Origin of the sequence: Microvirga sp. HBU67558 (genome assembly GCF_018069605.1) — a bacterium.
GTDB classification, from domain to species: Bacteria; Pseudomonadota; Alphaproteobacteria; order Rhizobiales; family Beijerinckiaceae; genus Microvirga; species Microvirga terrae.
Window position 1 is genome coordinate 83,426 of the sequence record NZ_JAGPUP010000559.1, and the last position, 22,465, is coordinate 105,890.

The 22,465-nt window shown below is 66.4% G+C and carries 21 protein-coding genes; 2 read left to right on the forward strand and 19 right to left on the reverse strand.

Annotated features, from left to right (window positions below; genetic code table 11):
* Positions 1 to 71: 71 nt before the first annotated feature.
* From KBI52_RS28500 to KBI52_RS28540, 9 genes are all read right to left on the reverse strand, one after another.
* Positions 72 to 587: a 2'-5' RNA ligase family protein gene (locus KBI52_RS28500; protein ID WP_210812456.1), complete on the reverse strand. Its 516-nt coding sequence runs from the start codon at positions 585 to 587 to the stop codon at positions 72 to 74.
* A gap of 39 nt (positions 588 to 626) precedes the next feature.
* Positions 627 to 1,028: a F0F1 ATP synthase subunit epsilon gene (locus KBI52_RS28505; protein WP_173948090.1), complete on the reverse strand. Its 402-nt coding sequence runs from the start codon at positions 1,026 to 1,028 to the stop codon at positions 627 to 629.
* 116 nt (positions 1,029 to 1,144) lie between these two features.
* The gene (gene atpD, locus KBI52_RS28510; protein WP_210812457.1) at positions 1,145 to 2,599 is read right to left on the reverse strand and encodes a F0F1 ATP synthase subunit beta; all 1,455 of its coding nucleotides are present in this window, start codon (positions 2,597 to 2,599) and stop codon (positions 1,145 to 1,147) included.
* A 22-nt stretch (positions 2,600 to 2,621) separates the two neighbouring features.
* Positions 2,622 to 3,494 carry a F0F1 ATP synthase subunit gamma gene (locus KBI52_RS28515; protein ID WP_173948088.1) on the reverse strand — a complete coding sequence of 291 codons (873 nt, stop codon included), beginning with the start codon at positions 3,492 to 3,494 and terminating at the stop codon, positions 2,622 to 2,624.
* 55 nt (positions 3,495 to 3,549) lie between these two features.
* Entirely contained in the window at positions 3,550 to 5,079 is a 1,530-nt protein-coding gene (gene atpA, locus KBI52_RS28520; RefSeq protein WP_173948087.1) for a F0F1 ATP synthase subunit alpha, read from the reverse strand.
* Positions 5,079 to 5,651, reverse strand: coding sequence for a F0F1 ATP synthase subunit delta (locus KBI52_RS28525; protein ID WP_173947412.1), 573 nt, complete (start codon positions 5,649 to 5,651; stop codon positions 5,079 to 5,081). Before KBI52_RS28525 ends, atpA begins: the two co-directional genes overlap by 1 nt.
* 242 nt (positions 5,652 to 5,893) lie before the next feature.
* Positions 5,894 to 6,454, reverse strand: a complete 561-nt coding sequence (locus tag KBI52_RS28530) for a histidine phosphatase family protein (protein WP_210812458.1) — start codon at positions 6,452 to 6,454, stop codon at positions 5,894 to 5,896.
* Positions 6,455 to 6,503: 49 nt separating this feature from the next.
* Positions 6,504 to 8,666, reverse strand: coding sequence for a primosomal protein N' (locus KBI52_RS28535; protein ID WP_173947414.1), 2,163 nt, complete (start codon positions 8,664 to 8,666; stop codon positions 6,504 to 6,506).
* Between the two features lie 39 nt (positions 8,667 to 8,705).
* Positions 8,706 to 9,326 carry a bifunctional 2-polyprenyl-6-hydroxyphenol methylase/3-demethylubiquinol 3-O-methyltransferase UbiG gene (locus KBI52_RS28540; RefSeq protein ID WP_259060433.1) on the reverse strand — a complete coding sequence of 207 codons (621 nt, stop codon included), beginning with the start codon at positions 9,324 to 9,326 and terminating at the stop codon, positions 8,706 to 8,708.
* Between the two features lie 177 nt (positions 9,327 to 9,503).
* On the opposite strand from KBI52_RS28540, the gene KBI52_RS28545 reads away from it, so the two are divergent.
* On the forward strand, positions 9,504 to 10,412 hold the full coding sequence (locus KBI52_RS28545; protein WP_247654706.1) for a tyrosine recombinase XerC: 909 nt from the start codon (positions 9,504 to 9,506) through the stop codon (positions 10,410 to 10,412).
* 5 nt (positions 10,413 to 10,417) lie between these two features.
* Here KBI52_RS28545 and KBI52_RS28550 read toward each other — a convergent pair whose 3' ends face one another.
* Both KBI52_RS28550 and lpdA read right to left on the reverse strand, forming a co-directional pair.
* A complete protein-coding gene (locus tag KBI52_RS28550; protein WP_173947416.1) occupies positions 10,418 to 11,041 on the reverse strand; it encodes a thymidine kinase in 624 nt (207 codons plus the stop codon).
* 9 nt (positions 11,042 to 11,050) lie between these two features.
* Positions 11,051 to 12,451 carry a dihydrolipoyl dehydrogenase gene (gene lpdA, locus KBI52_RS28555; protein ID WP_210812459.1) on the reverse strand — a complete coding sequence of 467 codons (1,401 nt, stop codon included), beginning with the start codon at positions 12,449 to 12,451 and terminating at the stop codon, positions 11,051 to 11,053.
* On the opposite strand from lpdA, the gene KBI52_RS33530 reads away from it, so the two are divergent.
* Positions 12,450 to 12,575 carry a hypothetical protein gene (locus KBI52_RS33530; protein WP_256439521.1) on the forward strand — a complete coding sequence of 42 codons (126 nt, stop codon included), beginning with the start codon at positions 12,450 to 12,452 and terminating at the stop codon, positions 12,573 to 12,575. The genes lpdA and KBI52_RS33530 overlap by 2 nt on opposite strands.
* Here the strand turns inward: KBI52_RS33530 and odhB are convergent.
* The 8 genes from odhB to zapE form a co-directional block, all read right to left on the reverse strand.
* The gene (gene odhB / locus KBI52_RS28560) at positions 12,572 to 13,810 is read right to left on the reverse strand and encodes a 2-oxoglutarate dehydrogenase complex dihydrolipoyllysine-residue succinyltransferase (RefSeq protein WP_173947418.1); all 1,239 of its coding nucleotides are present in this window, start codon (positions 13,808 to 13,810) and stop codon (positions 12,572 to 12,574) included. The two genes, KBI52_RS33530 and odhB, sit on opposite strands and share 4 nt — an antisense overlap.
* A 24-nt stretch (positions 13,811 to 13,834) precedes the next feature.
* Positions 13,835 to 14,155, reverse strand: a complete 321-nt coding sequence (locus tag KBI52_RS28565; protein ID WP_259060432.1) for a YciI family protein — start codon at positions 14,153 to 14,155, stop codon at positions 13,835 to 13,837.
* Positions 14,156 to 14,175: 20 nt separating this feature from the next.
* On the reverse strand, positions 14,176 to 17,136 hold the full coding sequence (locus tag KBI52_RS28570; protein ID WP_173947419.1) for a 2-oxoglutarate dehydrogenase E1 component: 2,961 nt from the start codon (positions 17,134 to 17,136) through the stop codon (positions 14,176 to 14,178).
* Positions 17,137 to 17,196: 60 nt separating this feature from the next.
* Entirely contained in the window at positions 17,197 to 18,084 is an 888-nt protein-coding gene (gene sucD, locus KBI52_RS28575) for a succinate--CoA ligase subunit alpha (protein WP_114768157.1), read from the reverse strand.
* Positions 18,085 to 18,096: 12 nt separating this feature from the next.
* Complete coding sequence (gene sucC / locus KBI52_RS28580; protein WP_173947420.1) at positions 18,097 to 19,296, reverse strand: ADP-forming succinate--CoA ligase subunit beta; 1,200 nt, start codon at positions 19,294 to 19,296, stop codon at positions 18,097 to 18,099.
* Between the two features lie 110 nt (positions 19,297 to 19,406).
* The gene (mdh, locus tag KBI52_RS28585; RefSeq protein ID WP_210812460.1) at positions 19,407 to 20,369 is read right to left on the reverse strand and encodes a malate dehydrogenase; all 963 of its coding nucleotides are present in this window, start codon (positions 20,367 to 20,369) and stop codon (positions 19,407 to 19,409) included.
* A gap of 224 nt (positions 20,370 to 20,593) precedes the next feature.
* Positions 20,594 to 21,223: a TetR/AcrR family transcriptional regulator gene (locus KBI52_RS28590; protein WP_173947422.1), complete on the reverse strand. Its 630-nt coding sequence runs from the start codon at positions 21,221 to 21,223 to the stop codon at positions 20,594 to 20,596.
* The gene (gene zapE / locus KBI52_RS28595) at positions 21,220 to 22,413 is read right to left on the reverse strand and encodes a cell division protein ZapE (protein ID WP_262265598.1); all 1,194 of its coding nucleotides are present in this window, start codon (positions 22,411 to 22,413) and stop codon (positions 21,220 to 21,222) included. Before zapE ends, KBI52_RS28590 begins: the two co-directional genes overlap by 4 nt.
* Positions 22,414 to 22,465 lie beyond the last annotated feature (52 nt).

Consider the following 22,465-nt stretch of genomic DNA (forward strand, 5'->3'; position numbering starts at 1 on the left):
GCTTGGTTGTAGGGCATCGCTCGTCGGGTCGGGATGGCCGGGACAAGCCCGGCCATGACGTGGTGTATCGGTCAGGCGGTGAAGTCGAAGAGGCCGACCATCTCCCACGGCCCGCCGCGATACCACCACAGGTCAAGCCCGAGCGCCTCGGCTTGAAAGGGCTGGAAGCTCTCCGTGAGATGTTCCAGGAGAGCCCTTGCCCGGGTGGGATCGACCTTGTTCTGCACGGTCACGTGCGGTTGGTGGTTCTGCCGGTCCTGGGGCTTGAGCCAGTCGTTCCACGTCAGCGCCAGGGCGCGACGCAGGTCGGCGAGGTCCGCGGAGTGGAGCGTATAGGCGACTCCGCGTCCGAGGGACCGAAGGCCTGTGACGGCGAGGGAGAAGGGCGCCCGACCGGTGATCGTCCGCTCGATGTCGCTCTGGATGGCGGGACGATGCTCGCCCGGCAGCGCATGGAACAGGGTGAGATGGGCCGGGATGAAGTTGCGGTCGGGCGGAAAGTAGCGCTGTCGCTGCGCGTCAAAGAAGGCGAATGACCCTTCGTCGAGCCGGAGCGTGAGGATGAGCGGAGCGCTGACGGGGACCATGACATAAAAAACCCGGCTCGTGGCCGGGTTGTTTCAGTCTCAGAAGTTCAGCGCCGCCTTGGCTTCGCGCAGCTGCGCGATCGCCGATTCCGCCGCGTGCTTCGCGGCCGGCTCGTTGGAGGCGTCGTAGTGCATCTCGGCGGTCAGGATTTCCTGGTCGAGGATGTCCTGGGTCAGCTCTTCCTCGGGAAGGGCGCGCTCCGCCAGAACCGTGAGGCCGTTCTGGTTGATGTCGGCGAAGCCGCCGCGCACGAGAACCCGTCGTCCGTTACCGGGCGTGCTGGTGATGACGAGGAACCCGGTCTTGAGGGTGGTCATCACCGGCGAGTGGCCGGCCAGAACCGTCATGTCGCCCTCGGTTGCCGGCAGCACGACGGCGTCCACGTCGCCGGAGAACAAGACGCGCTCAGGGGACACGAGTTCGAAGTTGAAGGTAGCCATCTGTGCTCCTCGTCATCCCGCGGCCACCGGGCGGTCGGGAATCGTTTGGGAGATACGCTTGGACACGAGCATCCCGGAGCGTGGGCGCACTGCTCCGGGATGACGTCTGGTTTGACTTAGGCCGCTTCGGCCGCCAGGCGCTGGGCCTTCTCGACGGCTTCCTCGATGGTGCCGACCATGTAGAAGGCAGCCTCCGGGAGGTGATCGTACTGGCCTTCGACGAGACCCTTGAAGCCCTTGATGGTGTCTTCGAGCGACACGAGCTTGCCGGGCGAGCCGGTGAACACTTCGGCCACATGGAAGGGCTGCGACAGGAAGCGCTCGATTTTTCGGGCGCGGGCGACGGTGAGCTTGTCCTCTTCGGAGAGTTCGTCCATGCCCAGGATCGCGATGATGTCCTGGAGCGCCTTGTAGCGCTGCAGCACCTGCTGGACCTGACGGGCGGTGTTGTAGTGCTCGTCACCGACGATGGCGGCCGAGAGCATGCGCGAGGTCGAGTCGAGCGGGTCCACGGCCGGGTAGATGCCCTTCTCGGCGATCGAGCGCGACAGCACGGTCGTGGCGTCGAGGTGGGCGAACGAGGTGGCCGGCGCCGGGTCGGTCAGGTCGTCGGCCGGCACGTAGATGGCCTGCACCGAGGTGATCGAGCCCTTGGTCGTGGTGGTGATGCGCTCCTGCAGGGCGCCCATGTCCGTGGACAGGGTCGGCTGGTAGCCCACCGCCGAGGGAATACGGCCGAGAAGCGCCGAAACCTCGGAGCCTGCCTGGGTGAAGCGGAAGATGTTGTCCACGAAGAACAGCACGTCCTGACCCTGATCGCGGAAGTTCTCGGCGACGGTCAGGCCGGTGAGTGCGACACGGGCGCGGGCGCCCGGGGGCTCGTTCATCTGGCCGTACACGAGGGCGCACTTGGATCCGGCGGCCGAGCCGTTCTCGCGGGGGTCGACGTTCACCTTCGACTCGATCATCTCGTGATAGAGATCGTTGCCCTCGCGGGTACGCTCGCCGACGCCGGCGAACACGGAGTAGCCGCCGTGCGCCTTCGCGACGTTGTTGATAAGCTCCATGATGAGCACGGTCTTGCCGACGCCGGCGCCGCCGAAGAGGCCGATCTTACCGCCCTTGGCGTAGGGGGCGAGAAGGTCGACCACCTTGATGCCCGTCACGAGGATCTGACCCTCGGTGGACTGCTCGGCGTAGGAGGGAGCCGGCTGGTGGATGGCGCGGGTGCCTTCGCCGACGATCGGGCCAGCTTCGTCCACGGGCTCGCCGATGACGTTCATAATGCGGCCGAGGGTGGCGGCGCCGACGGGCACCGAGATCGGCGCGCCGGTATCGGTGACTTCCTGACCGCGGACGAGACCCTCGGAGGTGTCCATGGCGATGCAGCGCACGGTGCTCTCGCCCAGCTGCTGCGAAACTTCGAGTACGAGGCGGTTGCCGCCGTTCGTGGTCTCGAGAGCGTTCAGGATCTCTGGCAGGTGGCCGTCGAACTGCACGTCGACAACGGCGCCGATGACCTGGGTGATGCGACCGGTCGCTTTGCCGGCAGTGGTAGCGGTGTTGGCCATGATTGGCTCCTCTCGGATGTCGTCAGAGCGCCTCGGCGCCCGAGATGATTTCGATCAGTTCCTTGGTGATCATCGCCTGACGGGACCGGTTGTAGGTCATCGTCTGCTTCTTGATCATTTCGCCGGCGTTGCGGGTCGCGTTGTCCATGGCGCTCATGCGGGCGCCCTGTTCGGAGGCGGCGTTCTCGAGCAGCGCACGGAAGATCTGCACGGTGAGGTTCCGCGGCAGGAGCGTGGTGAGGATCTCGCCTTCCTCGGGCTCGTAGTCGTAGACCGCGTCGGTGGCACCGGCGCTGGCCTCGATCTGGGCCGGGATGATCTGCTGCGCCGTCGGAATCTGGGCGATCACCGAGCGGAAGCGCGAGTAGAACAGGGTCGCCACGTCGAACTCGCCCGCGTCGAAGCGGCCGAGGATCTTCTGGGCGATCTGGTCCGCCTGCTCGAAGCCGATCTGGCGCACCGCCCGCAGGTCGACGGACTCGATGATCTGCTCGGCGAACTGGCGACGCAGGATGTCGTAGCCCTTCTTGCCGACGCAGATGATCTTGACCGTCTTGCCTTCGGCGAGGAGCCGGTTGGCATGGTCGCGGGCGAGGCGTGCGATCGAGGAGTTGAACGCCCCGCACAGGCCGCGCTCGGCCGTGCAGACGACCAGCAGGTGAACGCGCTCGGAACCGGTGCCGGCTAGGAGGCGCGGCGTCTCGGGCCCGACCGTGATGCCGGACGCGAGGTTGCCGAGCACCACGGCCATGCGCTCCGCGTAAGGACGCGCGGCTTCCGCTGCGGTCTGCGCACGGCGCAGCTTCGCGGCGGCCACCATCTGCATGGCCTTGGTGATCTTCTGCGTCGCCTTGACCGAGGCGATGCGGTTACGAAGGTCTTTCAAGCTCGGCATCGAGCGGCCCTACCCTCTCCGGAAATCCGGCTGGATCTTACGAGAACGGATGTCTTTACGAGAAAGACTTGGCGAAGGTCTGGACCACGTCCTTGAGCTTCGCTTCCGAGTCGCTCGACAGGTCCTTCGAAGCCCGGATGGCATCGAGGATATCGGCGTGCTTGCCGCGCAGGAGCGAGAGCAGCCCGTCCTCGAACGCCCGCACTCGGTTGAGGGGCAGGCTGTCGAGGTAGCCGTTCACGCCGGCGTAGATCACGGCGACCTGCTCTTCCATCTTCAGCGGCGAGAACTGCGGCTGCTTCAGGAGTTCGGTCAGACGCGAACCCCGGTTCAGGAGGCGCTGCGTCGTGGCGTCGAGGTCGGAGCCGAACTGGGCGAAGGCCGCCATCTCGCGGTACTGGGCCAGCTCACCCTTGATCTTGCCCGCGACCTTCTTCATTGCCTTCGTCTGGGCCGAGGAGCCCACGCGCGACACCGAGAGGCCGACGTTCACGGCCGGACGGATGCCCTGGTAGAACAGGTCCGTCTCGAGGAAGATCTGGCCGTCGGTGATCGAGATCACGTTGGTCGGGATATAGGCCGACACGTCGTTGGCCTGCGTCTCGATGACCGGCAGAGCGGTGAGCGAGCCGGCGCCCTGGCTGTCGTTGAGCTTCGCGGCGCGCTCGAGCAGGCGGGAATGGAGGTAGAACACGTCGCCCGGATAAGCCTCGCGGCCGGGAGGACGACGGAGCAGGAGGGACATCTGACGGTAGGCCACGGCCTGCTTGGACAGGTCGTCGTACACGATCACGGCGTGCATTCCGTTGTCGCGGAAGAACTCGCCCATGGCGCAGCCCGAGAAGGGTGCCAGGAACTGCATCGGAGCCGGGTCCGAGGCGGTGGCCGCGATGATGATGGAATATTCCAGCGCGCCTTGCTCTTCGAGAACCTTGACGAACTGGGCCACGGTGGAGCGCTTCTGGCCGACCGCGACGTACACGCAGTACAGCTTCTGCGATTCGTCGTTGCCCTGGTTGAGCGGCTTCTGGTTGAGGATCGTGTCGAGCACGACGGCGGTCTTGCCGGTCTGGCGGTCGCCGATGATCAGCTCGCGCTGGCCGCGGCCGACCGGGATCAGGGCGTCGATGGCCTTGAGGCCCGTCGCCATCGGCTCGTGCACCGACTTGCGCGGAATGATGCCGGGAGCCTTCACGTCCACGCGGCGGCGCTCGGTGGCCTGGATCGGGCCCTTGCCGTCGATGGGATTGCCGAGCGCGTCGACGACGCGGCCGAGGAGACCCTTGCCGACTGGCACGTCCACGATGGCGCCCGTGCGCTTCACGGTCTGGCCTTCGGCGATCTCACGGTCGGAGCCGAACACCACGACGCCGACGTTGTCGGTCTCGAGGTTGAGGGCCATGCCGCGCACGCCGCTCTCGAATTCGACCATCTCGCCGGCCTGGACCTTGTCGAGGCCGTAGCAACGGGCAATGCCGTCACCGACGGACAGGACCTGCCCGACTTCGGTGACTTCAGCCTCGGTACCGAAGTTCTTGATCTGCTCTTTGAGGATCGCGGAGATCTCAGCGGCTCGAATGTCCATCAGCGGACCTCTTTCATCGCTAGACGAATGGAATTGAGTTTGGTGCGCACCGAGGCATCCACCATGCGGGACCCCATCTTTACGATGAGACCGCCGATGAGGCTCGGGTCGATTTTGACGTCGACGGAGACGTCAGCCTTGGCGACGTCGCGCAGCGCCGCCTTGATTTCGTTCAGGACCGTGTCGGACGGCGCTTCCGCCAGGATGACCTGCGCCCGGACGATACCCTTGGCATCGGATTCCAGATTCTGGAAGGCGCGGATCATGTCGGGCAGCGCGAAGAGCCGGCGCTTGGACGCGACCAGGCGGATGAAATTGCCCGCAAGGCCCGAAATGCCGGCCTTGTCGAGAATGGCCCCGATCGCGTTGGACTGCTCTTCGGCCGTGAAGATGGGATTCTGGATCAGGCGCTGCAAGTCTTCGCTGCCGCGGATCAGCTGATCGAAGCGGGCCAGGTCGCCGGAGACGGCATCCACGGCATTCGCTTCGCGAGCGAGTTCGAACAGCGCCGAAGCATAGCGCAATGCTACGCCCGACAGGAGGGGTCCTTCTTGCGAACCGCTTTGCGCCACGTAACCGTCTCTCTCGTGTCTTAACGGGCCTCGGACCGGGGCAGCCTGCAATTGAGGCCCTCGGGAAACCCGTCAGGTGTGGAAATGAGCCTGGGGCGGGAGCCTTCTCCGCCCGTCAGGCGAGGGTGCACTAGCATGGGTTTTCCCAGGGCGCAAGGCGAGCTGGGCCCTGTCTGGCCGGGAAAAAACCGAGCCGTCGGTTATGGTGAAGGCTCGCAGGAGCCGCGTCGGCGCAAAATGCTTCAAAGCTCCAGCGCGGCCACCTCGCAATTGGCCAGGAACCGCCCGGTGAGCCTGCTGAAGAAGGTGCCGTGCCCGACGACGGCGATCATCGCCTCCGGCCGCTCGGCGAGCCACTGCCGGAACCGCTCGACCCGCTCCTCGAAGACGTGAGGCGGTTCGGACACGAAGCCGCGCTCGTTCACCTCGCCCTCGCTGTGCCACCAGACCTCGTCCAGGTGACCGAAATGCAGGTGCGGAAAGTCCCGGGACAGCTGGGAGACCGCGCGGCCCACGTCGCAGCTGCTCTCCAGGTGCTCGCGGTGGAGGCACTCGACCAGGATCGGTGGGGCGGCCGGATGCGTCCCGAACAGGCCCATGGTGGTCTGGATCGCCCGGGTCAGGGGCGAGGTCACGACGAGTTCATAGGGGTGCTGGCGCAGCTCCGGCGCCCGCTCGGCCACCTGCTGCTGGCCGAGTGCCGTGAGAGGCGCATCGAAATGGCCCGGATCCTCGCCGTGCTCGGCCCAATGGGCGTTGAAGGTGGATTGGCCGTGGCGGATGCAATGGACGATCTTGGTCATGGGCCCTGTCTTGGTGTTGGGAGTTCGCTTGATCACAAAAAGCTCTCGATTACAAAAAACTTTGGGGATCCACGTCGATGGACACGCGGGTATTGCCGCGGATCTTCGGGCAGCGGGCCATCCAACCCCGGAGATAGGCCTGAAGATCCACCTCGCGCTCGGTTTTCACCAGCAATCGGAAGCGGTAGCGGCCGCGGATGAGGGCGAGCGGCGCCTCGGCCGGTCCGAGCACCGTCACGCCGGGCGACGGCTCGGCCACGAGGGCCATGGCCCGGGCGTGCCCCTCCGCGGCCTCGCGGTCCTCGGCCGAGACGATCAGGGAGGCGAGCCGCCCGAAGGGGGGCAGGCCGGCCATCTCGCGCACCCGGGTCTCCTCCTCGTAGAACCGTTCCGCGTCTCCCGAGATCAGGGCCGCGATCACCGGGTGGTCGGGCTGCCAGGTCTGGACCAGCGCCCGGCCCGGCTTCTCGCCGCGCCCGGCGCGGCCGGTCACCTGCTGGAGCATCTGGAAGGTGCGCTCGGCGGCGCGCGGATCGCCCGAGGTGAGGCCGATATCGGCATCGAGCACGCCCACCAGGGTCATGAGCGGGAAATTGTGCCCCTTGGCCACAAGCTGGGTGCCGATGACGATGTCGAACTCGCCCGTGGCGATCGCCGCGAGTTCGGCCCGCAGCCGCTCGGTGCCGCCGGGAAAGTCGCTCGAGAGCACGATGCAGCGCTTGTCCGGGAACAGCTCCGCGGCCTCCTCGGCAATGCGCTCCACGCCGGGGCCGCACGGCACCAGCGAATCGACGCTGCCGCATTCGACGCAGGCGTGGGGCGTGCGCTCCACGTGGCCGCAATGGTGGCACACGAGGGCCCGTCGGAAGCGGTGCTCCACCAGCCAGGAGGAACAGTTGGGGCATTCGTAGCGGTGGGCGCAGGCCCGGCAGAGGGTGAGCGGGGCATAGCCGCGCCGGTTGAGGAAGAGGAGCGCCTGCTCGCCGCGCCCGACCGTATCCTCCACGGCACCCACCAGGGTCGGCGAGAGCCAGCGCCCCTTGGGAATGGCCTCCTTGCGCAGGTCCACGGCGCGGATCTGGGGCATGGAGCGGCCGCCGAATCGCTCGGGCAGGCGCACATGGCGGTAGCGCCCGCGCTCCACGTTGACCCGGCTCTCGATGGACGGCGTGGCGGAGGCGAGCACCACGGGGGCGTTCTCGATCCTGCCGCGGACCACCGCCATGTCGCGGGCATGATAATGCACCCCGTCGTCCTGCTTGTAGGCGGTCTCGTGCTCCTCGTCGACGATGATGAGGCCGAGATCCGCGTAAGGCAGGAACAGGGCCGAGCGGGCGCCCGCCACCACCTTCACGTCGCCCGCCGCGATGGCCGTGTAGAGCCGCTCGCGCCGGCGCCCCGTGACGCCCGAATGCCAGGTAGCGGGCTTGACCCCGAACCGGGCCGCGAAGCGGTCCAGGAACTGCGCCGTCAGGGCGATCTCGGGCATGAGGATCAGGGCCTGCCGGCCGGTGCGGACGGCCTCGGCCACGGCCTCGAAATACACCTCCGTCTTGCCGGATCCCGTGACGCCTTCGAGAAGAATCACGGGCGGATGCTCCTCGGCCATGGCGGCGACAATCTCCTCGGCCGCCGCCTTCTGCCCGTCGGACAGGGCCGTGTGGCCGAAACCCGGGTTGGGCGTCTCGGCGACGGGCTCGGCCAGCAGGGTGACCGTCTCGAGGGTTCCCTCGTCGATGAGCCCGTCGACGACGCCGTTGCTCACACCGGCCGCATGCGCGAGCTCGCTCTTGAGCCGCACCGCTCCGTCCTTGGCAACCTCGATCACCTTCTGCCGGGCCGGCGTCAGGCGCTTCGGCAGGGCGCCGGCCAGCCTCACGCCGACGCGGGCCACCTCCTGCCGGTCGGGATCCGGGATCTTGAGCCCCATGGCGAGCGCCGAGCCCTTGGGCGCCAGGGTGTACCAGGCGATCCAGTCCAGGAACTTGCGCATCCTGGGCGACAGGTTCGGCGCCTCGATCACGCCCGTGACCTTCTTCAGGTTGCCGCCCTGCCCCTCGCGCAGACCCCAGACGACGCCGGCCACCTCGCGGTTGGCGAGTGGGACCTGCACCACGTCGCCCTCCTCGAGGGCAAGGCCGTCCGGCACGGCGTAGGAATAGGCCGTGTCCAGCGCCAGCGGGATGAGGACATCGGCGATCTTGGCGGCCATCAGCGGGAGAGCGCGAACGAGGAGAACATGAGCGACAGCTTAGACCCGATTTTGCCTCTCGAACGCAAGTATGGTCCAGCTCACGCCCTGGCGGCCGCGCATGTCGGGAAACGCGTGTCTCGCGAGAAGAGCGAGTCCCAGCGACCCTGCCTGGGATATCAGAGGGTCGATGGGCACCTCGAACATCCTTCGGCCCGCCGGAACCGGTCCTTTTCGGACGGTCATGACGATTCTGCCCCGCGGGGCGAGCAGCTCCGCAAGATGCGGCAAAGCCCGGCTTCGCTCGCCCTCGTCGAGATGCATCCACACGGCCGTCATCAGGATGAGATCGAAACGCTCGCCACCGGCCCGCACCTGCGCCAGATCCGGCAGCCCGTCGTCGATCCAAACGATGGTCGGTTCGGCATGGAGGCGTTGAGCGTGACGGCGCAGCTCGGGCGTGGGCTCGACCGCATGGACCCGGAAGCCGCGCCGCGCCAGGGCCGCGGCATCGCGGCCCGTGCCGGCTCCGATGTCGAGGGCCCTGCCCGGCTCGGGCAGCAAATCGAGCACGGGACGATAGAGATCCTCGAAAACGAGGCTCTCGTAGGTCTCCACGAGACCGTCGGCCTCTTCGCCATACCCTTGGGTCCCCGGAAGGCTCATTCTGTCCTGGCTCACGCGCGGTCTCCCTGTTGGACTGACCGGGATCTTATCCCATCCGGTCGCGATGGGGCGTCGGTGCTTCACGTTTTGGCAAGGCGGCGAAGCGATACTGGGACCGTGACGGACGCAACGAATTCATCCTCCGTGCTCGATCTCGTTCTCCCCGGGGCGGATGACACCCGCCGCGAGGCGATGGCTTGGCTCGCCTCGCTGGCCAAGGAGCGGCGGCTCTCGGCGAAGACAGTCGAGGCCTACGCCCGAGATCTGCGCCAGTTCCTGGCCTTTCTGACCAACCATCTCGGCGAGCCGCCGAGCGTGAAGGGCATCCTGGGCCTGAAGCCCCTCGACATCCGCGCCTTCCTGGCCGCCCGGCGCATGGATCAGGTCGGCAGCCGCTCGCTCATGCGCCAGCTCGCCGCCCTGCGCTCCTTCGCCCGCCATCTGGAGCGGGAGGGCTTTGGGACGGCCTCGGCCTTCGCGGCAATCCGAACGCCCAAAGTGGACAAGAACCTGCCCCGTCCCCTCTCCGCCTCCGCGGCCGTCGCCGTGACGGATGTCGAGACGCGGATCTCGGAGAGCCGCAAGGCCTGGATCCTGGCCCGGGACGCCGCCGTGCTGTCGCTGCTCTACGGCGCGGGCCTGCGCATTTCCGAGGCGCTCGGGCTGCAGCGCCGGGACGCCCCGGTCGCTGGAATCGACACCGTCACGGTGACCGGCAAGGGCGGCAAGATGCGCAGCGTGCCGGTCATCCCGCCGATCCAGAGGGCCGTGGAGACGTATCTGCAACTCTGCCCTTACGCGATTCCGCCAGAGGGTCCGCTCTTCGTCGGCGCTCGGGGCGGGCCACTCTCGCCGCGCATCATCCAGCTCGCCGTGGAGGAGCTGCGAGGCGCCCTCGGCCTGCCGGACAGCGCCACGCCCCATGCCCTGCGCCATTCCTTCGCGACGCATCTTCTCGCCAAGGGCGGCGACCTGCGCGGCATCCAGGAGCTCCTGGGCCATGCCTCGCTCTCGACCACCCAGCTCTACACGAAGGTCGACGCCGCCCGCCTCATGGACGCCTTCAACGCGGCCCATCCGCGGGCCAGGGTGAAGAGCTAGAGCTCTTACTCTGCCGCCACGGGCTGGGCCAGCAGCTGCCGGGCCGCGGGGCCGATGTCTCCGGCCGTCCAGTGGGGACGGCAGACGGACACGTAGCGACCTTCGCCGCCGATCTCGACCACCTCGCCCGAGCGCACGGCCTCGCCGTTGCGGTCGTATTTCAGGATCATCGTGGCCTTGCGGCCGCAATGGCAGAGCTGCTTGATCTCCTGAAAATCGTCCGCCAGGGCCATCAGGGCCACGATCGCGTCGCTGAACAGGGTGCCGTAGACGTTGTTCTTGAGCCCATAGGCCATGACGGGGATCCTCAGCTCGTCGACAATCCAGGCTAGCTGGCGGATCTGGTCCGCCGTCATGAACTGGACCTCGTCGATGAGCACCGCCGTCACCGGCCGCCTGGCATGCTCCGCCGCCACGAGGGCGTCGATGGCGTCTTCCTTCCGCAGGGGAGTCGCGTCGGCCTCGAGACCGAGGCGCGACTTGACCTTGCCGATGCCGAACCGGTCGTCGATCACGCTCGTGAACAGCAGCACATGGCCGCCGTTCTCGATGTAATTGTAGCGGACCTGCAGGAGATGGGTGGTCTTGCCTGCGTTCATCACCGAGTAGAGGAAGTGGAGCTTTGCCATCCGGCAATCCTACATGTGGATCGCGCGCTTTTCGACCGCGAGAGCTGCTTCCTTCACAGCTTCCGCCAGAGTCGGATGCGCATGGCAGGTGCGGGCCATGTCCTCGGACGATCCCCCGAACTCCATGGTGATCGCCGCCTCGTGGATGAGGTTGCCGGCTTCCGGGCCGATGATGTGGACGCCCAGCACCTTGTCGGTGGCGGCATCGGCCAAGATCTTCACGAATCCGTCCGTGGTGCGGTTGACCTTGGCGCGGCCATTGGCCGTGAACGGGAACTTGCCGGCGTTATAGGCGGTTCCGGCCGCCTTCAGTTCCTCCTCGGTCTTGCCGATGGAGGCGACCTCGGGGAACGTGTAGACCACGCTGGGGATCACGTCGTAGTTCACATGGCCCGCCTTGCCGGCGATGATTTCCGCAACGGCAACACCCTCGTCCTCGGCCTTGTGGGCAAGCATGGGGCCGGCGATCACGTCGCCGATGGCGTAGATGCCCGTGACGTTGGTGGAGAAATGCGCATCCGTCTGGATGCGGCCGCGATTGTCGAGCTGAACGCCCACGCGATCGAGGCCGAGCCCCTGCGTGTAGGGCACGCGGCCGATGGCGACCAGCACCACGTCGGCCTCGATGGTCTCGGAGCTGCCGCCGGCGGCCGGCTCGAAGGTGAGCGTCACGCCGCTGCCGGTCTTCTCCACCTTGGTGACCTTGGAGCCGAGCTTGAACTGGAAGCCCTGCTTGGTGAGGATGCGCTGGAAGTTCTTGGCGACCTCGCCGTCCATGCCAGGCAGGATGCGGTCGAGATATTCAACCACCGTCACCTCGGAGCCGAGGCGGCGCCACACGGAGCCGAGCTCGAGGCCGATCACGCCGGCGCCGATGACCACGAGACGCTTCGGAACGCTCTCGAGCTCCAGCGCACCCGTGGACGAGACCACGACCTTCTCGTCGATCTCGATGCCTGGCAGGCGCGTCACGTCGGAGCCCGTTGCGATGATGATGTTCTTCGTCTCGAGCATCTGGTTCGAGCCGTCCTCCGACGTCACCTCGACCTGGCCCGGAGCCGCGATGCGCGCGGTGCCGATGAAGGCGTCGATCTTGTTCTTCTTGAGCAGGAACTCGACGCCCTTGGTGTTGCCGTCGACGCCCTCCTGCTTGAAGGACTGCATGGTCTTGAGGTCGAGGGTCGGGGCGGACACGCCGATGCCGAGCCCGGCGAAGTGATCGCGCGCCTCCTCGAACATGTGAGAGGCGTGCAGCAGGGCCTTGGACGGAATGCAGCCCACGTTAAGGCAGGTGCCGCCATGGGTCTTGCGCTTCTCGACGACGGCGGTCTTCAGGCCGAGCTGCGCGGCCCGGATGGCGGCCACGTAGCCGCCGGGGCCGGTGCCGATGACGATGACATCGTAGGACATGGATTTACCCTCGCTGCGTCATCACCGGGTCCGTCCCGGCGATCCCGATGCGGTGAAGCGCGGAGCCTCTCCGATCGAGATGGCCGGGACACGCCCGGCCATGACGGATATGGTGAAAACTTAGAGATCGAGGACGAGGCGGGCCGGATCTTCCAGCGCGTCCTTGACCCGCACGAGGAAGGTGACCGCTTCCTTGCCGTCGACGATGCGGTGATCGTAGGAGAGCGCGAGATACATCATCGGGCGCACGACGATCTGGCCATTGCGGACAACCGGGCGATCCTCGATGCGGTGCATGCCGAGAATGCCCGATTGCGGCGCGTTGAGGATCGGCGTCGACATGAGCGAGCCGTAGATGCCGCCGTTGGTGATCGTGAAGGTGCCGCCCTGCATCTCATCGATGGACAGCTTGCCGTCGCGGGCGCGGCGGCCGAAATCGGCGATCTTCTTCTCGATGCCGGCGACAGACAGGTCGTCCGCATCACGCACGACCGGGACCACGAGGCCCTTCTCGGTGCCGACCGCGATGCCGATGTGGTAGTAGTTCTTGTAGACGAGGTCCTGCCCGTCGATCTCGGCATTGACGGCCGGAACGTCCTTGAGGGCCTGGATCACCGCCTTGGTGAAGAAGCCCATGAAGCCGAGCTTGGTGCCGTGCTTCTTCTCGAACACGTCCTTGTACTGGCTGCGCAGGTTCATCACCGCGCTCATGTCCACGTCATTGAACGTGGTCAGCATGGCGGCGGTGTTCTGAGCGTCCTTGAGGCGGCGCGCGATGGTCTGGCGCAGCTTCGTCATCTTCACGCGCTCTTCCCGCTCGGCATCGACTGGAGCCGAGGGGGCGCGGACCTGGACCGGGGCGGCCTGCGCGGGCGCCGCAGCGCCGCCCGTGGCGATGGCCGCGAGCATGTCGCCCTTGGTCACGCGGCCGTCCTTGCCGGTGCCGGGAACGCCCGCCGGACTGACGCCGCTTTCGGCCGCGAGACGGGCCACGGCCGGTCCGTTGTCCCTGGACGCGCCGGCAGGAGCGGCCGCCGGAGCCGGGGCCGGCGCCGGAGCGGAAGCAGCCTTGGGCGCCTCCGCCTTCGGGGCAGCCGCAGGAGCCGCGGCGGCTGCCGCGCCGCCCTCCACGATGGAGCCGAGCACCGCGCCGGGGCTCACCGTCTCGCCGTCCTTGGCCACGATGTCGCCGAGGGTCCCGCTCGCGGGAGCGTTGACCTCGAGCGTCACCTTGTCGGTCTCGAGCTCCAGCACGGGCTCGTCGGCCTTCACGGGATCGCCGGGCTTCTTGAACCAGCGGCCGATGGTGGCCTCTGACACGGATTCGCCAAGGGTGGGTACGCGGATTTCGGTTGCCATGGATTACGCCTTAGGGACGGCCCTTCACAGAGGGTTCGGTTGATGGGTCGTCCGCAGGATGGCCTGCGGGACCAGGTGAATGTCATATCGGAAGCCGCCGCCGCCGGCGATCACGGGGTCGTCGCTCGTGAGGGCGGCCGCCGCGTCGGCGTCCTTCGCATCGATGATGGCGATGCCCCAGATCCCGGCCGGATCGAGCACGGGCCCGACGACCAGGGCGATGCCCCGGTCGGCGAGATCCTGCCAGTACGCCGTATGCTTCTGCATCAGCTCCGCCTCGGACGGCGTCATGTCGCCCGGAAAGGTCGGCCGCGGAGGCAGAAGCTTGCAGAGATGGATCGGCACGGGTCGGGTCTCCGGTCGCGTCAGGCCGCGTAGGCCTCGTCGAGGAAGGCCTGCAGCTGGGCGGTGTGCTTGGACATGAGGCCCGTCGCCGTGGCCGCGGAGGCGGGACGTCCCACGTAGCGGGGGCGGTCCACCTTCGAGCCGGCCGTCTTGAGCACCCATTCGAGATAGGGCTCGACGAAGGTCCAGGAGCCCATGTTCTTGGGCTCTTCCTGGCACCACACCACGTCGGCCTTCTTGAAGCGGGAGAGCTCGGCCGCCACGGACTTGGCCGGGAACGGATAGAGCTGCTCGACGCGCAGCAGGTAGACGTCGTCGATGCCCCGCTTCTCGCGCTCCTCGAGCAGGTCGTAATAGACCTTGCCCGTGCAGATCACCACGCGCCGGATCTTGTCGTCCTTCACCAGCTTGATGCCCTCGCGCCCGAGCTGCGCGTCGTCCCGCAGCACGCGGTGGAAGGAGGTCCCCTCCGCGATGTCGGCGAGGCTCGACGTGCAGCGCTTGTGGCGCAGCAGCGACTTCGGCGTCATCAGGATCAGCGGCTTGCGGAAGTCGCGCTTCAGCTGACGACGCAGGATGTGGAAGTAGTTCGACGGAGTCGAGCAGTATCCGACCTGCATGTTGTCCTCGGCGCACATCTGCAGCCAGCGCTCGAGACGGGCGGAGGAATGCTCCGGACCCTGGCCCTCGTAGCCGTGCGGCAGCAGGCACACGAGACCCGACATGCGCAGCCACTTGCGCTCGCCGCTGGAGATGAACTGGTCGAACACCACCTGCGCGCCGTTGGCGAAGTCGCCGAACTGGGCTTCCCACAGGGTCAGCGCGTTGGGCTCAGAGAGCGTATAGCCGTACTCGAAGCCCAGCACCGCCTCTTCCGAGAGCATCGAGTTGATGACCTCGTAGCGGGCCTGGTTCTCGCTGATGTGGTTGAGGTTGGTGTAGCGCTCCTCGTTCTCCTGGTCGGTGAGAACCGTGTGGCGCTGCGAGAAGGTGCCGCGCTCCACGTCCTGGCCGGAGAGGCGCACGCGATGGCCTTCGAGCAGGAGCGAACCGAAGGCGAGCGCCTCGGCCATGGCCCAGTCGAGCCCCTCGCCGGTCTCCAGCATCTTCTTCCGGTTGTCGAGGAAGCGCTGGATCGTGCGATGGAGATGGAAGCCCTCCGGGATCGTCGTGAGCGCCTTGCCGATCTGCTGCAGGGTCTCGACCGACACGCCGGTCTGGCCGCGGCGCGGATCGTCCTGATCCTCGCGCACGGCCTTCAGGCCGGACCAGCGGCCATCGAGCCAGTCGGCCTTGTTGGGCTTGTAATTGGACGCGATGTCGAACTCGGCGTCGAGCTTCGAGCGCCAGCTAGACTTCATCTCCTCGACCTCGGCCTCGGTGACGACCCCCTCCGTAACGAGCTTCTTGGAGTAGAGCTCGACGATCGCCGGATGCGACCGGATCTTGCGGTACATGAGCGGCTGGGTGAAGGCCGGCTCGTCGCCCTCGTTGTGGCCGAAGCGGCGGTAGCAGAACATGTCGATGACGACGGGCTTCTGGAAGCGCTGGCGGTACTCCGCCGCCACCTTGGCGGCGAACACCACGGCCTCCGGGTCGTCGCCGTTCACGTGGAAGATCGGCGCCTCGACCATCTTGGCCACGTCCGACGGATAGGGCGAGGAGCGCGAGAAGCGCGGATCGGTGGTGAAGCCGATCTGGTTGTTGATGATGAAGTGGATCGAGCCACCCGTGCGGTGCCCGCGCAGGCCGGACAGTCCCAGGCACTCCGCCACCACGCCCTGGCCGGCGAAGGCCGCGTCGCCATGGATCAGGAGCGGCATCACCGCGCCGCGGTTCTCCGGCGTGCAGCCGTGCTGGTCCTGCTTGGCCCGGACCTTGCCGAGCACCACGGGATCGACGATCTCGAGGTGGGACGGGTTGGCGGTCAGCGACAGGTGGACGTTGTTGCCGTCGAATGTACGGTCGGAAGAGGCGCCGAGATGGTACTTCACGTCGCCCGAGCCTTCCACGTCGTCGGGCGCGAAGGAACCGCCCTTGAACTCGTGGAACAGGGCCCGGTGCGGCTTGCCCATCACCTGGGTGAGCACGTTGAGGCGGCCGCGATGGGCCATCCCGAGCACGATCTCCTGCACGCCGAGATTGCCGCCGCGCTTGATGATCTGCTCGAGCGCCGGGATCAGCGACTCGCCGCCGTCCAGACCGAAGCGTTTGGTGCCGGTATAGCGGACATCCAGGAACTTCTCGAAGCCTTCCGCCTCGACGAGCTTGTTGAGGATGGCGCGCTTGCCTTCCTTGGTGAAGGTGATCTCCTTATCTGGACCTTCGATGCGCTCCTGGATCCAGGCCTTCTCGACCGGATCGGAGATGTGCATGAACTCGACGCCGAGCGTCTGGCAATAGGTGCGCTCCAGGATCGCCACGATCTCGCGGATCGTGCCGAACTCGAGGCCGAGCACGTTGTCGAGGAAGATCTTGCGGTCCCAGTCGGCTTCCGTGAAGCCATAATGAGACGGATGCAGCTCCTGATCGTTCGGACGGGGATTGATGTCGAGCGGGTCGAGCTTCGCATGCAGGTGGCCGCGCACCCGATAGGCGCGGATCAACATGATGGCGCGGATGGAATCGCGGGTCGCCTGCTGCACGTCGATCTGGCTGATCTCGACGCCCTTGGCCTGCGCCTTCGCCTTGATCTTGTCGCCGACCGCCTTCTCGACCTGGGCCCAGTTGCCGTCGAGGGCGGAGACGAGTTCGCCATTGGCGTGGATCGGCCAGTTGGGCTTCTCCCAGGACGGGCCGTTGGCCGCCTTCTCGACAGCCTGCTTGTCGTCCTTCAGGGCGCCGAAGAATGCCTGCCACTCGGCATCGACCGAGGAGGGATCCTTCTCGTAGCGGGCCTGCAGATCCTCGATGTAGGAGGCGTTCGCCCCGTAGAGGAAAGCGGTGTTCAGGAAGTTTTCGTTGGCGTCTTGGCGTGCCATGGCAATTGTCGATCCAAATGAGGGACGGCCGCCCCGGCGCCGGGGCGGCCCTGTGCTGGGTTATTGGCCCTTGAGAACCTCGACCAGGGTCTTGCCGAGGCGAGCCGGCGACGGGGACACGCGGATGCCCGCGGCCTCCATGGCGGCGATCTTGTCCTCGGCGCCGCCCTTGCCGCCCGAGATGATGGCGCCCGCATGGCCCATGCGGCGTCCGGGAGGAGCCGTGCGGCCCGCGATGAAGCCGACCATCGGCTTCTTGCGGCCCTTCTTGGCCTCGCGGGCGATGAACTCGGCCGCCTCTTCCTCGGCCGAGCCGCCGATCTCGCCGATCATGACGATCGACTCGGTCTTGGGATCGGACAGGAACATGTCGAGCATCTCGATGAACTCGGTGCCCTTCACCGGGTCGCCGCCGATGCCGACCGCGGTGGTCTGGCCGAGGCCTTCATTGGTGGTCTGGAACACCGCCTCGTAGGTGAGGGTGCCGGAGCGCGACACGATGCCGACGGAGCCGGGCTTGAAGATGTTGGCCGGCATGATGCCGATCTTCGACTCGCCGGCCGTCACGATGCCGGGGCAGTTCGGCCCGATGAGGCGCGACTTGGAGCCTTCCAGCGCCCGCTTCACGCGCACCATGTCGAGCACCGGGATGCCTTCGGTGATGCAGACGATGAGCGGGATCTCGGCCTGGATGGCCTCGCAGATGGCGTCTGCGGCGCCCGGCGGCGGAACGTAGACGACCGAGGCATCGGCGCCGGTCTTCTCGCGCGCTTCCATGACCGTGTCGAACACGGGCAGGTTCAGGTGCGTCGAGCCGCCTTTGCCCGGCGAGGTGCCGCCGACCATCTTGGTCCCATAGGCGATGGCCTGCTCGGAGTGGAAGGTCCCGTTCTTGCCGGTGAAGCCCTGGCAGATGACCTTGGTGTTCTTGTCGATGAGGATGGACATCAGCTCGAAACCTTACTTTCCGCCGCGCACGGCGTTCACGATCTTCTGGGCGGCGTCGTCGAGGTCGTCCGCCGGGATCACGTTGAGGCCGGATTCGCGGATGATCTGCTTGCCCTCTTCGACGTTCGTGCCCTCGAGGCGCACCACCAGGGGAACCTGCAGGCCGACGGTCTTCACGGCGGCGATCACGCCGCGGGCGATGACGTCGCACTTCATGATGCCGCCGAAGATGTTGACCAGGATGCCCTTCACGTTCGGGTCGGCCGTGATGATCTTGAACGCTGCCGTCACCTTCTCCTCGGACGCGCCGCCGCCGACATCGAGGAAGTTCGCCGGCTCCTCGCCGTAGAGCTTGATGATGTCGAGCGTCGCCATGGCGAGGCCGGCGCCGTTGACCATGCACCCGATGGTGCCGTCGAGCGCGATATAGGCGAGGTCGAACTTCGAGGCCTCGATCTCCTTCTCGTCCTCTTCCGTGAGGTCGCGCAGCTCCATCACCTCGGGGTGACGGTAGAGGGCGTTCGAGTCGAACGAGATCTTGGCGTCCAGGCACTTGAGGTGCTGGTCCTTGGTGACGATGAGCGGGTTGATCTCCAGCATCTCCATGTCCTTCGCGATGAAGGCCTTGTAGAGCTTGGTCACCAAGTCCTCGGCTTCCTTGGCGAGCGACCCTTTGAGGCCGAGCGCCTTGGCGACCGTGCGGCCATGGTGAGGCATCACGCCGGTCGCCGGATCAACCGAAAAGGTCAGAATCTTCTCGGGGGTGTCGTGGGCCACCTGCTCGATGTCCATGCCGCCTTCCGTCGAGACGACGAAAGCGACCTGGCCGGTGGCGCGGTCGACGAGCATCGACAGGTAGAGCTCGGTGTCGATATCGGAGCCATCCTCGATGTAGAGGCGGTTGACCTGCTTTCCGGCCTCGCCGGTCTGGATCGTCACAAGGGTGTTGCCGAGCATCTGCTTGGCGAATTCCTTGACCTCTTCGACGGACTTGGCGAGGCGCACGCCGCCCTTCTCGCCGGCGGCGGCTTCCTTGAACTTGCCCTTGCCGCGGCCGCCCGCATGGATTTGGGACTTCACGACCCAGAGCGGTCCGCCGAGTTCCTTGGCGGCGGCCTCTGCCTCGTCGGCCGAGAAGATGGCCTTGCCGCGGGAGACGGGCAGGCCGAATTCCTTCAGGACTGCCTTGCCTTGATATTCATGGATGTTCATCTGTTTTCCTCTTCGTCATGCCTGGGCTTGGCCCGGGCATCCACGCCTTTTGCAGCGTGGCGAGTGAAGACGTGGATGGCCGGCACAGGGCTGGCCATGACGCGAATGGGTTAGGCGAGGGCCGAGTTGATCTGCTTGCAGGCGTCGACGAGACCCTGCACCGAGGCGACGGACTTCTCGAACATGGCCTTCTCGTCGGCCGAGAACTCGACCTCGACGATGCGCTCGACGCCGTTCTCGCCGATCACGATCGGCACGCCCACGAACATATCCTTCACGCCGTACTGGCCGTTGAGATAGGCCGCGCAGGGCAGGACGCGCTTCTTGTCCTTGAGGTAGCTTTCGGCCATCGCGATCGCCGAGGCGGCGGGCGCGTAAAAGGCGGATCCGGTCTTGAGCAGGTTGACGATCTCGCCGCCGCCCTTGCGGGTGCGCTCGACCATGGCGTCGAGCTTACCTTGAGAGGTCCAGCCCATCTTCACCAGGTCGGGCAGCGGGACGCCGGCGACCGTGGAATAGCGCACCAGCGGCACCATGTCGTCGCCGTGACCGCCGAGCACGAAGGCGGTCACGTCCTCGACCGACACGTTGAACTCTTCGGCCAGGAAGTGGCGGAAGCGGGCCGAGTCCAGCACGCCGGCCATGCCGACAATCTTGTTTTGCGGCAGGCCGGAGAACTTCTGGAGCGCCCACACCATGGCGTCGAGCGGGTTGGTGATGCAGATGACGAAGGCGTTCGGGGCGTATTGCTTGATGCCGTTGCCGACCGCTTCCATGACCTTCAGGTTGATGCCGATCAAGTCGTCGCGGCTCATGCCGGGCTTGCGCGGCACGCCGGCCGTCACGATGATCACGTCGGCGCCTTCGATGGCCGCGTAGTCGTTGGCGCCCTTGTACCTGGCGTCGAACCCGTCGACCGGCGCGGATTCGGCGATGTCGAGACCTTTGCCCTGGGGAATGCCTTCCGCGATATCGAAGAGAACGACGTCGCCGAGTTCCTTCAAGCCGACGAGATGGGCAAGCGTTCCGCCGATCTGGCCTGCACCGATGAGCGCGATCTTTTTCCGGGCCATGGTCTGTCCTTGGTTTTTGGCATGAGCCTTTTTTGAGGTGGCGCTGTTTGCCATGAGAGATGGGCCGTCATCAAGCGACCAAAAGGTTAACGGGTCCGGCTTTGACCCGTCGGAAAAGTCTCGACAAGCTTAACGGTTCGAAAAGTCTTCATGATTACAGGATCTTGACTGCTCGAGAAGGGTCGGAATTTTTCTGTTACATTTTTTGCAAATTGTAACTGGCGTTATACGCTACCGTTCGCCAGGGCTCTCAGGACGACCCGGATCATGGTGGCGAGACGCTGGTCGAGGATGGTCTGAGGGACCTCCGCATCGAGACGAACCGTAAGCGGATTGATGAAGCGGTAGACGGAATCGGTCACGAAGGAATGAGCCTTCTCGCGGTCCCGGGGGTCGAACTTGCCCGTCGTGATCCCCTCGTCGAGCACCCGGTCGATCAGCACACGCATCCGGGACCGGTGCTTGCGGATCAGAGGACGGGCGGTCTCGGTGGCCGTGCAATAGACGTCGAAGAGATGCCGGTCTTCCTTCAGGAGATCCCGGTGAATCCGGGCCCAGGCCTGGATCAGGCGCTCCAGCTTGTCGTCGGCGGGATCCGGGGAATCCGCGATGTCCGCGATGGTCGCCTCCATCCGCCGCAGCCATTGCCCGGCCACCGCGTCGATGAGAGCCGCCTTGCTGGCGAAGTAGCGGTAGACGTTGGCATGGGTCATGCCCGCGGCATCGGCGATGCCGACGACAGTGACGTGCCTGGGGCCATGTTCCTTGAGCTGGTGCGCCGCGATGGCGAGAAGGCGGGTGTCGGCGGGGGCGGTCTCGGTCGACCGCACGGCTGCGCCGGAGGGCCGCTTCATGTCTCGGCGAGCCCCGTGGTGCTGCCTGAGGCTTCCGAATCCGAGCGGCCATGCGGCAGGGACAGGTATTCCTCCGAGCGCATCTCGATGAGCCGGGACACCGTGCGGTCGAACTCGAACGCCTCGCGCCCGGTATCGGCGTGATAGAGCTCATGCACCTCTGCCTCGGCCGAGGCCAGGAGCTTCACGTGGGCATCGTAGAGGGCGTCGATGAGCAGGATGAAGCGCTTCGCTTCGTTGCGGCGCTCGAGGGACATCGTCGGGATGTTCTCGAGAATGACCGTGTGGAACGCCTCCGCCAGCGCGAGGTAATCGGCGGCGCCGAGCGGCTTGGAGCAGAGATCCCCGAAGGCGAAGCGCGCCACGCCGCCGGCGGCCTGCGGCACCTCTACGGGATGTCCCTTGACGGTCATCACCAGGGACTTGCCCTGCTCGCGTCCCGTCAGGCTCTTGAACGCCCGGGTCAGGGCCGCATGGGCGTGCTCGTCGGCCGGCGTGTAGAAGACCGGGCTGCCGGCGAGCTTTTCGAGCCGGAAATCGGTGCGGGATTCGAGCTTCACCACGGCCATCCGCTCCTGCAGCAGCCCGATGAAAGGCAGGAAGAGCGAGCGGTTCAGGCCACCCTCGTAGAGCCGGTCCGGCTCCACGTTGGAGGTGGCCACCACCACCACGCCCCGGGCGAACAGGGCCGTGAACAGGCGCCCGAGGATCATAGCGTCGGCGATATCCGTGACGGTGAACTCGTCGAAGCACAGCACCCAGGCCTCGTCGGCGAGCGCCTCCGCCACCGGGCCGATGGGATCGTCGCCCGAGACCTGGCCGGTTTTCAGCTTCTGCCGGTAGTCGTGGATGCGCCCGTGCACGTCGGCCATGAAGGCGTGGAAATGGACCCGGCGCTTGCGCCGGACCGGGAGCGCCTCGAAGAACAGGTCCATCAGCATGGTCTTGCCGCGCCCGACGGAGCCCCAGACGTAGAGCCCCTTCGGCGGCGCGCTGCTCTTCTGGCCGAAGAGCCAGCCGAGGGCGCTGGGCTTGCGGGCCAGCCGATGGTTGGCGAGGCTCTCGGCCAGCGCCTGGAGCCGCTTGAGCAGGGAAACCTGGGCCGGATCGCGTTCGATGGCGCCGGACGTGACCAGGGCGTTGTAGCGGGCCGTGATGGATTGGGGCGAGGAGAAGGAGGTGTCGTTCACGGGATGATCGATACCCCTCCGGGCCCTGCAGCGCAAACGTCTTCGGGCCGGG

Excerpts from the sequence above, each read along its gene's own strand:
- mdh (WP_210812460.1), bottom strand. The coding sequence starts at position 20,369 with ATGGCCCGGAAAAAGATCGCGCTCATCGGTGCAGGCCAGATCGGCGGA.
- KBI52_RS28590 (WP_173947422.1), bottom strand. The coding sequence starts at position 21,223 with ATGAAGCGGCCCTCCGGCGCAGCCGTGCGGTCGACCGAGACCGCCCCC.
- atpD (WP_210812457.1), bottom strand. The coding sequence starts at position 2,599 with ATGGCCAACACCGCTACCACTGCCGGCAAAGCGACCGGTCGCATCACC.
- atpA (WP_173948087.1), bottom strand. The coding sequence starts at position 5,079 with ATGGACATTCGAGCCGCTGAGATCTCCGCGATCCTCAAAGAGCAGATC.
- KBI52_RS28500 (WP_210812456.1), bottom strand. The coding sequence starts at position 587 with ATGGTCCCCGTCAGCGCTCCGCTCATCCTCACGCTCCGGCTCGACGAA.
- KBI52_RS28570 (WP_173947419.1), bottom strand. The coding sequence starts at position 17,136 with ATGGCACGCCAAGACGCCAACGAAAACTTCCTGAACACCGCTTTCCTC.
- lpdA (WP_210812459.1), bottom strand. The coding sequence starts at position 12,451 with ATGTCCTACGATGTCATCGTCATCGGCACCGGCCCCGGCGGCTACGTG.
- KBI52_RS28505 (WP_173948090.1), bottom strand. The coding sequence starts at position 1,028 with ATGGCTACCTTCAACTTCGAACTCGTGTCCCCTGAGCGCGTCTTGTTC.
- odhB (WP_173947418.1), bottom strand. The coding sequence starts at position 13,810 with ATGGCAACCGAAATCCGCGTACCCACCCTTGGCGAATCCGTGTCAGAG.
- KBI52_RS28535 (WP_173947414.1), bottom strand. The coding sequence starts at position 8,666 with ATGGCCGCCAAGATCGCCGATGTCCTCATCCCGCTGGCGCTGGACACG.
- KBI52_RS33530 (WP_256439521.1), top strand. The coding sequence starts at position 12,450 with ATGGATTTACCCTCGCTGCGTCATCACCGGGTCCGTCCCGGCGATCCC.
- KBI52_RS28515 (WP_173948088.1), bottom strand. The coding sequence starts at position 3,494 with ATGCCGAGCTTGAAAGACCTTCGTAACCGCATCGCCTCGGTCAAGGCG.
- sucD (WP_114768157.1), bottom strand. The coding sequence starts at position 18,084 with ATGTCCATCCTCATCGACAAGAACACCAAGGTCATCTGCCAGGGCTTC.
- KBI52_RS28530 (WP_210812458.1), bottom strand. The coding sequence starts at position 6,454 with ATGACCAAGATCGTCCATTGCATCCGCCACGGCCAATCCACCTTCAAC.
- KBI52_RS28550 (WP_173947416.1), bottom strand. The coding sequence starts at position 11,041 with ATGGCAAAGCTCCACTTCCTCTACTCGGTGATGAACGCAGGCAAGACC.
- sucC (WP_173947420.1), bottom strand. The coding sequence starts at position 19,296 with ATGAACATCCATGAATATCAAGGCAAGGCAGTCCTGAAGGAATTCGGC.
- KBI52_RS28545 (WP_247654706.1), top strand. The coding sequence starts at position 9,504 with ATGGCTTGGCTCGCCTCGCTGGCCAAGGAGCGGCGGCTCTCGGCGAAG.